Source organism: Paracoccus sp. (in: a-proteobacteria) (assembly GCF_032007265.1).
Lineage (GTDB): Bacteria > Pseudomonadota > Alphaproteobacteria > Rhodobacterales > Rhodobacteraceae > Paracoccus.
In genome coordinates this window covers 3,736-15,812 of sequence record NZ_DALZMB010000028.1, presented here as the reverse complement: position 1 = coordinate 15,812, position 12,077 = coordinate 3,736, and the positions used below count along the sequence as shown (strand labels likewise).

Genomic DNA, 12,077 nt, shown 5'->3' with positions numbered 1-12,077 from the left:
GGTTTCCCCTGCCGATCTCCTATCGTTTCGCCCCGGACGATCCGGCCGAGCCAAAGGGCGAACGCGCGATTGCCCCGGTTCCCGCGGGCCAGCCAGAGCGTTATCTTTCCGACTTTGGCAGCGTGCGCGCGCCGCTCGCCAGCTTCTCGCGTCTGGCCCTGCTGTCCGGAATCGCGGGCAATGGGCCTTGCTATAATGTGCGCCAACTTTGCGGCATGGGGCAAAATCCGCTGGATGTTTGGATTGGGGGCAGGGTTGCGATGGATGTCGCCTCGACCAGCTGCCCGGTGGTATCGCTGCTGGCAGATGCGCCCGACGGCTTTCAGATCGATGATGGGATCATGGGCCTGTTGATCGATGAATGGACCGAGACCATGCCGCGCCGTGAGGCATTGGGGGCCGGATCTTCGGCGATCTCGCGAATGACGGCGGGGGTCGCGATCCATGCCGATGCGCCCGGCGCCGAGCCACCTCAGATGCTTTTGCTGGCCGTGTCACCGGGTGGCGCGCGCTGGAACGAAGATCTGTTGTGCAATCTTTTCGATGATCTGCTGGATTTGGCAAAGGCGCGGCTGGTCACGCTAGAGACCCTGCCGCTGGCGGGGCGCATCCTGCCCGCAATCTACACCCAAAGCTGGTCGCTTCAGGGCGAAGATCTGATCGATTGGAGCAAGTTTATTCATGACAAACAAGTTGTTGCCGCGACCAGCGCGCTGCGCAACTTCACCTTCACCAAGGAGGCGTGAATGGTCAAGCCCGCCGTTTTTCGCGATGCAGTTGCTCAAATTGTGCTAAAGGATGTTGCGATACAGGACCTGCTGCGCAAACCCCCGGCCTGGACCCGTCTTGAGCCGCAATCGCTGTCCGGAGATCCGATCGCCGGGATCGAGGCACGCATGCATGACCCGCTGTGGCTGATCGCGCGGCAATGGCAAATGGGGGAATTTCGTGGCGAGGATTGCGGCACGCCGGTCTCAGTACAGATCACGGCGCAGGCGCGGCCCCTGACCGCGATACGCCACGGCGATGCCGCGCTTGGCCATGCGGCGATCTCGATGCCCTTGGGCGAAATCTTTGAGCCTGAGATCGAGGCCGAGCCCTGGTCCCCCCCCAATTTGCGCGCCCGCGCCGAGGCAGCGAGCGCATTGATCGCAGCCCTTGCGCCCTTGGGTTGGTCGGGCGAGGCCTTGTTGCAGGCAGGCTGCGCCTTTGACCCGGATGCCCCCGATATTCTTGCGGCCAAACCCGATAGCGCATGGCAGATGGTGCTGCGCCATATCCCCGATGCCGAGGCAGCGGCTCTTGCACTTGAGGCCGGCACCCCCGACTGGCTAGAGGCTGAGCCGGCAGAGATTGCCCATGCCGCCGCTGATTGGCTGGTTTGGTATCGCCAGAACGTCTCGCGCCGGGGCCAACTCAGCGACAGCTGGTTTGCCAAACGCCTTGAATACCGCTTTGCCCTGCAGGCGAGCGGCGAGGCAGATGCCAAGCGCCTTGAGGCGCCCTGCCATCTGGGCGGGGCCATCGACTGGTACAGTGTCGATCTGGTGGCCGGGGGGGCGTTTGGCAACGAGAGTAAAGATCCCATTGCTGCCCAAGTGGAAACCTATCACGCCCATGTTCATGCCACCAAGCTGCGCTATGCCGGGATGCCCGCAAACCGGATGTGGGAATTCGAAGATGGGCTGGCGAATTTTGGCGTGACCGAGGTGCAGCCCAACGACCTCGCCCGCTTGGCCTTTCTGGAATATGCGACGATCTACGGCAATGATTGGTTGATCGCGCCGATCGATCTTCCGCGTGGTATTCTGGCCGAGGTCACTTCCGTCAGCTACCGCACCACATTCGGTGAAACGATCGCTGTCGCGCCCGCGGCCGATCTCAATCGTCGGGGCCATTTCAGGCTTTATGAGACAAGTCGCAGCGACGCTCAGAGCGAAAGGTCCTTTGTCATTCCACCCAATGCCCGACCCGCGATGGAGGGGCCGGCCATCGAAGAGGTTGTCTTTGCGCGAGACGAGACCGCGAATGTCGTCTGGGCCATCGAAAAATGCGTCGAAGGGGCAGATGGCCGTGCGCGTGATCGCGCAGGAGATGGCGCGCCATTCGCGCTGCCTGCCCATCCTCAAGCGGGTGCGGATCTTCGCTGGACGCTAGAGATCTTACCGGCTGACTATTGGCTGCCAATGGTGCCGGTTCCGACCTCGAACCAAGGTGGGTTCATCCTGCGCAAAGGCAGCTTTGATGGAAACGAGCATGCGCAAGGCAAGGTGCTGTCGCCGACGCCTTTCGACCTTTTCGACGAAGAGGTCCCGCGCGAGGGTGTGCTGTTGCGCCGCGTCCCCTCGGTCATCCGCGATGAAAGCGGACAGATCCGGCGCTGGATCGCAAGGCGCGTCTCGCCAGCATGGGGCGGGACGACATCGAGACTGGCCTATGACGATACCCGGGAATGACGGGACCCAAAAATGTCGAGACCAGAGAATGACGGCGAGGTGTGAATGAACAGGCCCAGGGGGGGCTTTCGCTTGCCCCAAGTCTGAAAACCGGCGAAGGGGCCGCCAGAAAGCCCCTCGATGCCGCCGGGCGAAGCCAGATTTTTCAAAAACGGGCCACGCCACCCCATAAGGATCGCCATTCTGTACGACGCTGCCTTTTACCCAACTAAATCAGGGAAATGCGGCATCCAGAATTGTGGTTTCCATGATCTCGATCACGGTTGGGCCTTTGCGCTTGGCTGCATCATGCAGCGCAGCGGGTAGATCTGACAGGTTGGACAGGGGAACAGCATGGCAACCGAAACCCTTGGCCAAGGTGAGGAAATCGGGCGTAAAGATATCGACGCCCACCGGTACGACCCCCATGTCGATCATCGAGGTTTTGATCTCGCGATAGCCTGAATTGTTCCAGATCAGCACGATCAGCGGCAAATCCAGCTCTCGCGCCACAGCCAGCTCGGGCAGGGTGAATTGCAGCCCGCCATCCCCGATCAAGGCCAGCGTCGGGACAGCGGTTGAAAGCGCCGCTCCGATCGCTGCGGGCAATGCATAACCCAAAGTGCCAAAGCCGGTCGCCGAACAGAAATAAAGACGGGGGGCGGGGGCGGCATAGTCAAGATTGGCGCCGTAAACCGCCTGCGTTGAATCCCCGACAATGGGCAGATTGGGCAGAGTGTCTCGGATCTGTTCGACAAGGGCACAGCCCGCCTGCAAGATCTGGGGCAGATCCGTGCGAACTTGGCTGCGCAATGCGGGCAGGGCGCTGTGATCGCGGGGCGCGCTTTGCATGATCTGGGGCAAAAGCGCCTCGAGTGTGGGTTTTGCCGCGCCGATCAGTGCAAGGTCGGGCAGAAATCCCCGCATGGCCTGTTGCGGGTCAAGGTCCAGCCGGATCATCTGACCCGGCAGGCTTGGATAGCCCGTGACATACATATCATAATCCGTCGGCCCGCATTCGGTACCGACCGCCAGGATGCAATCTGACGCCTTCATCAGGCTGCGGATCGCCTCGGTCGAGGGGCTGGCGCTAAGGTTCAGCGGATGATCTGGCGGCAAAAGCCCGCGCCCATTGACGGTGCTGATGACAGGCGCTGACAGCTTTTCGCAGAGCGCAATCACCGCCGGACCCGCCGAAATAGCGCCTCCACCCACCATGATCAGTGGGTTTTCGGCACGGTTAAGCATTTGCGCCGCCTGCGCAATCGCCCCCGCATCGGCCGTCGGCGGGGCGGGGACGGCGCCGGGTTTGACCGGGGCCAAAGCGCTGGCATCCAGCTCCAGCACATCCATTGGGATTTCGATATGAACCGGGCGCGGGCGGGCCGAGCCAAAAATGGCAAAGGCGCGCGCCAAGCTTTGTGGCAGCTCTTCGGGCGAAAGGATTGTCTGGCTGAAGGCCGAGATTTCGCGAGCAAATGCCTGTTGATTTGGCAGCTCATGCAGCCAGCCCGCGCCCGAGCCCATGCGCCCCCTGGCGTTGACCGAGGAAATCACCAGCATTGGTATGGAATCGCCATAGGCCTGCGCCATCGCGGTCGCAATATTGGTCAGGCCAGGCCCCGTGATCGTAAAGCAAACGCCGACGCGCCCACTTGCCCGCGCATAGCCATCGGCCATGAAGCCCGCACCTTGTTCATGGCGCGGGGTGATATGGCGAATGCCGCTTGCCGGCAGGCTGCGATACAGCTCGACCGTATGCACCCCCGGAATACCAAAGACCGTATCCACGCCATAAGCGCTAAGACTTTCAAGCAGATAGCTGGCAAGGGTTTTCAAGACACAATCCTTTTCAAAGCAATAGCTTCAGGGGGCATGCCGAGACGGCATGCCAATGTCGCAGGTCAAAGCAGAAGGAGAAGGGCCTAGCGGCCCTTCCAGATCGGGTCGCGTTTTTCAACGGCGGCGCGGGGGCCCTCAAGCGCATCCTCGCTGTCCATCAGGCGTTGAAAGGCCGGAAATTCGCCCGCCCGCATAGCGTGATAGCTTTCGCGCAGGGTCTTTTTCTCGGCCAGGCGCACCGTCTCTTTTGCTGCCTCGACTGAAAGCGGGGCCGAGCGCAAAATGCGCTGCGCCAATTCCCGGGCGGCCTGCATGGCTTGCCCCTTGGGCGTAACCTGATTGGCCAATCCCCAACGCAGAAGATCGGCAGGCTCTAATGTAAGCCCGCCATAAAGGACCTGATTGGCGATCACCTTTGGCAGCATTTTAGGCAAAAGGAATGAGCCGACATCGGGCAGCACCCCAAGCGTTGTTTCAGGCAGCCAGCATTGGGCATTTTCTGCCGCGATCACGAAATCGGCCGAAAGCAGGATCTCGAACCCCGCACCGATGGCATAGCCGTTGACGGCGCAGATAATCGGCTTGTTCAGGCCCTCAAGCTCGGAAAAGCCGTAAACGCCACCCACGCCGTAATCAGCAACATAGCCCGAGCCACCTGCATCTGCGGCCTCGTTCAGATCCCATCCCGCGGAAAAGAACTTGTCGCCTCCGCCGGTGAAAATGGCAACGCGCAGCGCAGGGTCATCGCGAAAAGCCGCGAAAACCTGACCCAGTTCCCGGCTGGAGGGTTGACCGATCGCATTGGCCTTGGGCCGATCAAAGGTGATTTCCAGCACCGCCCCGTCACGCCGGGTTTTGACGATATCAGACATGGCTTACCTTTCTGGGGCGTAGCAACGCATCGACGGCCAACACGCCCTTTGGCATGATCATCAACGGGTTGACGTCAAGTTCCTCGATTTGATCACCATGGGTGACCGCATATTCGGCAATTTTGGCAATCGCATCGACGGCTGCATCAATATCGCCACCGGGTTTGCCGCGATAACCGTGCAAGATCGGCGCAATGCGCAGCGATAGCAGCGCTGCGCGAATTTCATCACGGCTGGCGGGAAGCAAAATCGCGCGGCTGTCTTGCAAGATCTCGACCAGAATACCGCCCGCGCCGATGGTCAAAAACAACCCGAACTGCGGATCACGCGACAGGCCGACGATCAGTTCGGTGACTGCGTTTTGCGCCATTTCCTCGACCAGAAACTGACAATCGAGCGCGGCCGTATTAAACGCTGCTGCAGCGACTTCCTCGGGGGTTTTGAGATTGATGACCACGGCCCCAAGATCGGTTTTGTGCAACAGATGATCGCCAACCCCTTTCAACACCACCGGGAAGCCCAGCTTTTCGGCAAGTTTCCACGCCTCCGAGGGATCGGCGGCCAGCAGGCCCTTGGGGGTCGCAATGCCGATCTCGCGCAATGCTGCTTTCGATCGCCATTCATCCAGGGCAGGCAAGGCGGTGCCAGCTTGTGGCAAGGCCAATGGCTGGGGCGCAGGGGCGGCCCATGCGGCGCCGATATTGGCAGCATGGCGCGCCGCGCGGATTGCGCTTTCCAGCCCCATGAGCGGCGCAATCCCGGCGGCCATAATGGTTTCTGTCAGCGCCTCGGGCATATTCTCGGGCAGGCTTGAAACAAGCGCAAAGCGCCGCCCGCTTTCCTTGCCCGCCGCCAATGCCGCCTCGATTGCCGCATAGCTGCCGTTGTCATCGCAGCGATCCTCGCGTGGGATGTCGATCACCAGCATCGACAGACCGAAGCCGCTTTCCAAAAACGCGGCATATGTGGCCTTCATTTTGGCGGCGTCACCCCAGATGAATGTGTGATAATCCAGCGGGTTAGAGATTGTCACCATATCTGACAGCGTCGCTTTGACACGCGCTGCATCGCTTTGGCTAAGGGGGCGCAGGTCCATCCCGTTCGCCTCGGCCAGATCCCCCACCAACGAGGCCTCGCCCCCAGAACAGCTCATTGATCCCAAGGTGGCATCTGGTGACGGCCCCAGCACATGAAGCAGCTTGAGCGTCTCGACGAATTCGTCCAGCGAACGGGCACGGGCCACGCCCATACGCGCGAAAAACGCATCTGCCAGCGCATCCGCGCCCGAAAGTGAGGCGGTATGGGACATGGTCATGGCCTGCGCCGCTTCGGAGGTCCCGACTTTGATGGCAACCACGGGCACATTTTTAGCGCGCGCTTTTGTAAAGACCGCCTCTAGCTTGGCCAGATCATCGAAACCTTCGATATGAAGGCCCAAGACAGTCACTCGGGGATCGTCCAGAACCGCATCGGCCAGACCCGACAGCCCGGTCTGGGCCTGATTGCCCGCTGTCAGCACATAGGCCATTGGCAGGCCACGTTTTTGCATCGACAAGTTGATCGCAATATTTGACGATTGAGCGATGATCGCGACACCGCTGTCGACGCGCTTGCCACCATGCTGATCGGGCCACAAAAGCGCGCCGTCAAGATAGTTGATAAAGCCGTAACAATTGGGGCCCAGAACTGGCATCGCCCCAGCGCTTTCCAGCAGCGCCCGGGTGCGCTCTTCGCCATCTGCAACCTCGGCAAAGCCCGAAGCAAAACAGACCGCGCCCCCTGCGCCCCGCGCGGCCAGTTCGTGCACCACATCGATCGTGGCATCGCGATTGACCCCGATAAAGGTCACATCGGGCGCATGGGGCAGATCGGCCACAGAACGATAACAGGGCAGATCGGCAATGCTATCCCGAGTGGGATGGACCGGCCAAAGCTGACCCTCAAATCCCATCTTCTGGCATTGCTTCAGGACTGCGACCGACCAGCCGCCGCCGATGACGGCGATGGATTTGGGGCGCAACAACCGAGACAGGTCGCGCATCGCAAAGTCTTTCATATCAGGCCCCCAAAGGACGCAGCAAATCGCGAGAGATGATGTGGCGCTGAATTTCCGACGTGCCATCCCAGATACGCTCGACGCGCGCATCACGCCAGAAACGCTCGATCGGGAAGTCGTCCATCAGCCCCATGCCGCCGTAAACCTGAATGGCGCGATCAGTGACTCGAGCCAGCATCTCCGAGGCATAAACCTTGGCCGAGGCAATCTCGCGATTGGCGGGCAAGCCCTGATCCAAGCGCCATGCAGCCGCAAGGGTTAGCCAGTCAGCTGCGTCGATTTCGGTGATGCTGTCGGCGATCTGGAAGCCAACTCCCTGAAAGCGGCCAATCGGTTGGCCGAATTGTTTGCGCTGCGCGGCATAGTCCAGCATCATGTCAAATACGCGGCGCGCGCGGCCAACAGCCATGGTGGCGACGGTGATGCGGGTGGCGTAAAGCCAGTCGTTCATCACCTCGAACCCACCACCGACCTTGCCCAGAACCTGCGCATCGGGCAGGCGGCAATCCTCGAATTCCAGGATCATGTTCTTATAGCCGCGATGGCTGACCGATTTATAACCATCGCGGATGGTGAAGCCGGGCGTGCCGCGATCGACCAGAAAGGTCGTGATCTGCTTTTTGATCATGCCATTGCCAGCCGTTTCTTCGCCTGTCGCGACAAAGACGATGACGAAATCGGCGTGTTCGGCGCCCGAGATGAAATGCTTGGTGCCGTTCAAGACCCAATCACCGCCGTCACGTCGCGCGGTGGTTTTCATGCCGCGCACATCCGATCCGGCATCTGGTTCGGTCATGGCCAAAGCGTCCATCCGCTCACCGCGCACGGCGGGATCGCGGTACCTTGCGATCTGCTCGCCCTCGCAGGCCATCAAGATATTCTGCGGCCGGCCAAAGAAATGGGTCAGCGCCATCGAGCCGCGGCCAAGTTCGCGTTCAACCAATGCGAAATCGACATGCGACAGGCCCGGACCGCCGGCCTCTTCTGGAAAGTTCGAGGCATAAAAGCCCAGATCGATGACCTTGCGCTTGATCTCTTCGCCCAACTCATGGGGGACATGGCCAAGGCGCTCGACCTCGGCTTCATGGGGGTAGATCTCATTCTCGACAAAATCGCGGACAGTCTTGACGATCATGTCCTGTTCTTCAGACCGGCCGAAATCCATTCCAAACTCCTCCCAGAGGGCGCGGGGCGCCGATGTTTTGATCAGTTCAGCAGATCTGGGCGCGCCTCCTCATTGCGCGGTCCCGGATCTGGATAGCGTGACGATTAGGCCAGGACAGGAAGGTCAAGGTGACCCTTTTGCGCCATCAACTCGGCAGTATGGGCGGCAATACGTTCGCAGGCCTCTTGCAAGATCTCGTCAGGAACGGTCAGGCTTAGCCGGATCAGGTTTTCAGCCTGCGCGCCAAAAGACGATCCCGGCATCACCGAAACCAGCACATTATCCAAAAGGCCGCGGGCAAAGGTTTCGCCAGATTGGCCTGTGGCGCTGGTATCGATCAGGATGAACATGCCCGCCTCGGGCGGCAAAGGTTGCAACCCCGCCACCTTGCCCAGCCGCGCCGCCACCATTTTGGCGCGGCGGCCATATTGTTCACGCATGATCGCCGAAGTGGGCAGGTCACTGGCCAAGGCATGGGCGGTCATATCCGCAATAAAGGGCTGGCCGCCAAACAGCATGGATTCCGAAATCGGCAGCATCCGGGCGCAGAACTCTTGCGGGCCAATCGCCCAACCCGAGCGAAAGCCGGGCGCGGCATGGGATTTCGAAATCGACGAGACGACAATCGTACGCTCTGCAAGCTCGGGCAGGTCCAAAGGCGAGGCAAATTCTGCGTCAAAGATCAGATGCTCATAGACCTCATCCGAGACAAGCCACAGGTCATGCTTGATGCAGATCTGGCCAATGGCGCGGATTTCTTCGCGGCTTAGGACTGCGCCTGAAGGGTTGTGGGGGCTGTTGAGCAAAAGCGCGCGGCATTGGGGGGTGATTGCGGCTTCAAGATCCGCAGGCGTCAGATGAAAGCCGTTTTCTTTACGCAAGGCGACCGGTACGACCTCGGCCCCCGGCGCGCGGATCACGCTTTCATAGGTCGCATAATAGGGATCGGGAACCAGCACCTGATCGCCTGCCTCGACCAGCGCCATGAACACTGCAAAAAGCGCGGTCTGCGTACCCGGCAGACATAAGATATTGTCGGCAGTAATAGCTCGGCCGCTGCGTGCGGAATATTTTGCGGCCAAAGCCTCAAGCACCGAGGGCTCGCCACGCCCGTTGGAATAACGGGTGCGCCCGGCGCGCATGGCCTGGTTGCAAATGTCCAAAAGCTGGGAATCTGGCGCGATGTCGGGTTCGCCGATGGTCAGCTCGATCACGGGTTTGCCCTCTTGGGCCAAGGCGCGGCCACGGGCATGCAATTCCCATTTGTCAGAGCCAAGGCTGGCCAGTCGGTCGGTCATGGAAGCATAGCGCATGGTCAATCCTTCGATCCGGGTTAAGGGTAGGTCGTCAGTGCCGGGCCATCACATTTCGGCCTAGCTGGTCCCTGCATCCTTGCTTGTTGGTGCCAATTGGTCCGGGTTGCCTGCACGGGGCGGCTTCGCGGGCACGCTTTTGGCGGGCAGGTCTTTGTTGCGCGCCGAGGCCCGACCGGTTCGAACGCGATCATTGGCCAAAGCATGTTCGTCCAAACCGTCACGGGGAAGGGTTGTGTGCAAAAGCGCCTCGGCCGTTTCCAGACCAAGCTCGACATAGTCATCGGGCGTGCGGTCATCTTTATAAAGGCAGCCCTCAAGCCACAGCCCGTCGATCAGCGCATTCAGCGAAATTGCCAGTCTTTCACAGGCTTCCCGCGTCAGGCTGCGGTTCTCTAATGCCATGATCGCCTCGATCATCGGCTCTAGCGCCGTGCGATAGGGCAGGTGGCCTTCATTGTGGATCTTGGCCATTTCAGCATCGACATTGACCTGGCTGATGAATGAGGCCCAAAGCGAGAACATGCGCGGATCGGCCACTTCGCCACCGATGCTGGCGCGGATAAAGCTGGCAAGACGCAAATGCGGCCCAATGTTTTCGGCCTGCATTACCGCGCGACCGGGTGCCGTCAGCATCTCGACGGTTTCGCGATAGGCGGCAAGGATCATATTCTCTTTCGAGGCAAAGTGATGGCGGATCAGGCCGTTGCTGACACCGGCATAGGTCGCGACGGCACGAACTGTCGTGCCCTGAATGCCCTTGTCCGCAATGCAATCAAGCGTTGCCCGAACCATCTCGGCCCGGCGGTCAAAGTCTTGATTGCGGCGAAAGGTTGCTGCCATTGCCAGACCCATAATCCTTTCCAAACGCAGAAATTTGCGCCGTGATCCCGCTAACCCATCAGCAAAAACGCTGATGATTCTGAGGGTTCGCTTAAGAAACTATGCAGGTGAATAATAATTATTCAAGAGTATAGTTTCTGGAAAGATCGGGTATCTTCAAACCAGCTGAACGAAGGAATTGATTCGCAAAGCCGCAGTTCGGGGCGCGGAAGAGGAGCCGCAAACCGACACTGGACCCGGTCCGCGCAAGGGGCCGATCGAAGGGAATGACAGGGGGGATTGCTGTTGAGCGAAGCCGCAAACGCGATTGAAGTCACCGGTCTGCACAAGCGCTTTGGCGCGCTTGAAGTACTTAAGGGCGTCTCGCTAGAGGCCAGGAAGGGCGAGGTGATTGCCATTATTGGTGGCTCGGGCTCTGGCAAATCGACCTTTCTGCGCTGCATCAACCTGCTGGAAAATCCGACGGCTGGAACGATCACGGTTCATGGCGAAAAAATTGCGATGAAGCCCGACCGCCGCGATGGGCAGATCCCCTCGGATCGAAAGCAGGTCGAGCGTATTCGCGCCCGGCTGGCCATGGTGTTTCAAAGCTTCAATCTTTGGCAACATCGCACGGTTTTGCAAAGTGTGATCGAGGCGCCTGTCCATGTACTGGGCATCCCCAAAGATCAGGCCATCGCCACAGCGGAAACCTTGCTTAAACGGGTGGGCCTTTATGAAAAGCGTGACAGCTATCCGGCATTTTTGTCGGGCGGCCAGCAGCAACGGGCCGCGATCGCGCGCGCTGTCGCCGTCGACCCCGAGGTCATGCTGTTTGATGAGCCGACCTCGGCGCTTGACCCCGAACTGGTCGGCGAGGTTTTGAATGTGATCGGCGATCTCGCGCGCGAAAACCGCACGATGATCCTGGTCACGCATGAAATGAAATTTGCCCGCAATGTCGCAGATCGGATCGTCTATTTTCACGGCGGCCTCATCGAAGAACAGGGCACCCCCGAGCAGATCTTTGACGCGCCCAGATCTGAACGGCTGAAGCGTTTTATCCAATCCACCCATTAATCACCAAGACCGAAACCAACAGGGAAGATCATGAAAAAACTGCTCGCTACTCTGTCTGTCGCGGCTTTGGCCGGGATGGCCTCACTGGCACCGGCAATGGCACAACCGTTAAAGGTGGGTATCTCGGCCGAGCCTTACCCACCTTTCACCGTTCCCGATGCCGCTGGCAATTGGACCGGCTGGGAGGTCGATTTCGCCAAAACCGTTTGCGAAGAGGCCAAGCTTGACTGCGTTATCACGCCTTTGGCCTGGGATGGGATCATCCCCGCGCTGAACGCGGGCAAGATCGATATGATCATCACCTCGATGTCGATCACCAACGACCGTCTTAAAACCATCGATTTCACGGATTCCTATTATAAATCCAAATCGGCGGTCATCGGTGCCAAGGATATGCAGTTTGACGCGACCCCCGAGGGGCTGAAGGACAAGGTGATTGGCGTGCAGGTCGGGACCCGTCACCTGTTTTATGCCCAAAAGCATTTTGCACCG

Annotated in this window: 10 protein-coding genes; 4 read left to right on the top strand and 6 right to left on the bottom strand. The window is 59.8% G+C overall.

Annotated features, from left to right (window positions below; all coding sequences use genetic code 11):
* Both RTS12_RS08140 and RTS12_RS08135 read left to right on the top strand, forming a co-directional pair.
* Positions 1–746, top strand: a 746-nt coding sequence (locus RTS12_RS08140; RefSeq protein WP_312527282.1) for a hypothetical protein, incomplete at its 5' end; no start/stop codon positions are given.
* Entirely contained in the window at positions 747–2,456 is a 1,710-nt protein-coding gene (locus RTS12_RS08135; RefSeq protein WP_312527280.1) for a hypothetical protein, read from the top strand.
* A 213-nt stretch (positions 2,457–2,669) separates the two neighbouring features.
* On the opposite strand, the gene RTS12_RS08130 is transcribed toward RTS12_RS08135, so the two are convergent.
* The 6 genes from RTS12_RS08130 to RTS12_RS08105 all read right to left on the bottom strand — a co-directional run bounded on the left by RTS12_RS08130 (position 2,670) and on the right by RTS12_RS08105 (position 10,526).
* Entirely contained in the window at positions 2,670–4,274 is a 1,605-nt protein-coding gene (locus RTS12_RS08130; RefSeq protein ID WP_312527278.1) for a 5-guanidino-2-oxopentanoate decarboxylase, read from the bottom strand.
* A gap of 86 nt (positions 4,275–4,360) precedes the next feature.
* Positions 4,361–5,149 (bottom strand): enoyl-CoA hydratase-related protein, encoded by a 789-nt coding sequence (locus RTS12_RS08125; RefSeq protein WP_312527276.1) that lies wholly within the window; start codon positions 5,147–5,149, stop codon positions 4,361–4,363.
* Positions 5,142–7,205, bottom strand: coding sequence for an acetate--CoA ligase family protein (locus tag RTS12_RS08120; protein ID WP_312527274.1), 2,064 nt, complete (start codon positions 7,203–7,205; stop codon positions 5,142–5,144). Before RTS12_RS08120 ends, RTS12_RS08125 begins: the two co-directional genes overlap by 8 nt.
* A gap of 1 nt (position 7,206) precedes the next feature.
* Positions 7,207–8,370, bottom strand: coding sequence for an acyl-CoA dehydrogenase family protein (locus RTS12_RS08115; RefSeq protein WP_312527273.1), 1,164 nt, complete (start codon positions 8,368–8,370; stop codon positions 7,207–7,209).
* Positions 8,371–8,474: 104 nt separating this feature from the next.
* Complete coding sequence (locus RTS12_RS08110) at positions 8,475–9,683, bottom strand: pyridoxal phosphate-dependent aminotransferase (protein WP_312527270.1); 1,209 nt, start codon at positions 9,681–9,683, stop codon at positions 8,475–8,477.
* A gap of 60 nt (positions 9,684–9,743) precedes the next feature.
* Entirely contained in the window at positions 9,744–10,526 is a 783-nt protein-coding gene (locus tag RTS12_RS08105) for a TetR family transcriptional regulator C-terminal domain-containing protein (protein WP_312527267.1), read from the bottom strand.
* Between the two features lie 285 nt (positions 10,527–10,811).
* Here RTS12_RS08105 and RTS12_RS08100 point away from each other — a divergent pair, with 285 nt between their 5' ends.
* Entirely contained in the window at positions 10,812–11,585 is a 774-nt protein-coding gene (locus RTS12_RS08100) for an ATP-binding cassette domain-containing protein (RefSeq protein WP_312527264.1), read from the top strand.
* A 30-nt stretch (positions 11,586–11,615) separates the two neighbouring features.
* A partial coding sequence (locus RTS12_RS08095) for a transporter substrate-binding domain-containing protein (protein ID WP_312527262.1) occupies positions 11,616–12,077 on the top strand: 462 nt, incomplete at its 3' end.

Excerpts from the sequence above, each read along its gene's own strand:
- RTS12_RS08105 (WP_312527267.1), bottom strand. The coding sequence starts at position 10,526 with ATGGCAGCAACCTTTCGCCGCAATCAAGACTTTGACCGCCGGGCCGAG.
- RTS12_RS08135 (WP_312527280.1), top strand. The coding sequence starts at position 747 with ATGGTCAAGCCCGCCGTTTTTCGCGATGCAGTTGCTCAAATTGTGCTA.
- RTS12_RS08115 (WP_312527273.1), bottom strand. The coding sequence starts at position 8,370 with ATGGATTTCGGCCGGTCTGAAGAACAGGACATGATCGTCAAGACTGTC.
- RTS12_RS08125 (WP_312527276.1), bottom strand. The coding sequence starts at position 5,149 with ATGTCTGATATCGTCAAAACCCGGCGTGACGGGGCGGTGCTGGAAATC.
- RTS12_RS08120 (WP_312527274.1), bottom strand. The coding sequence starts at position 7,205 with ATGAAAGACTTTGCGATGCGCGACCTGTCTCGGTTGTTGCGCCCCAAA.
- RTS12_RS08110 (WP_312527270.1), bottom strand. The coding sequence starts at position 9,683 with ATGCGCTATGCTTCCATGACCGACCGACTGGCCAGCCTTGGCTCTGAC.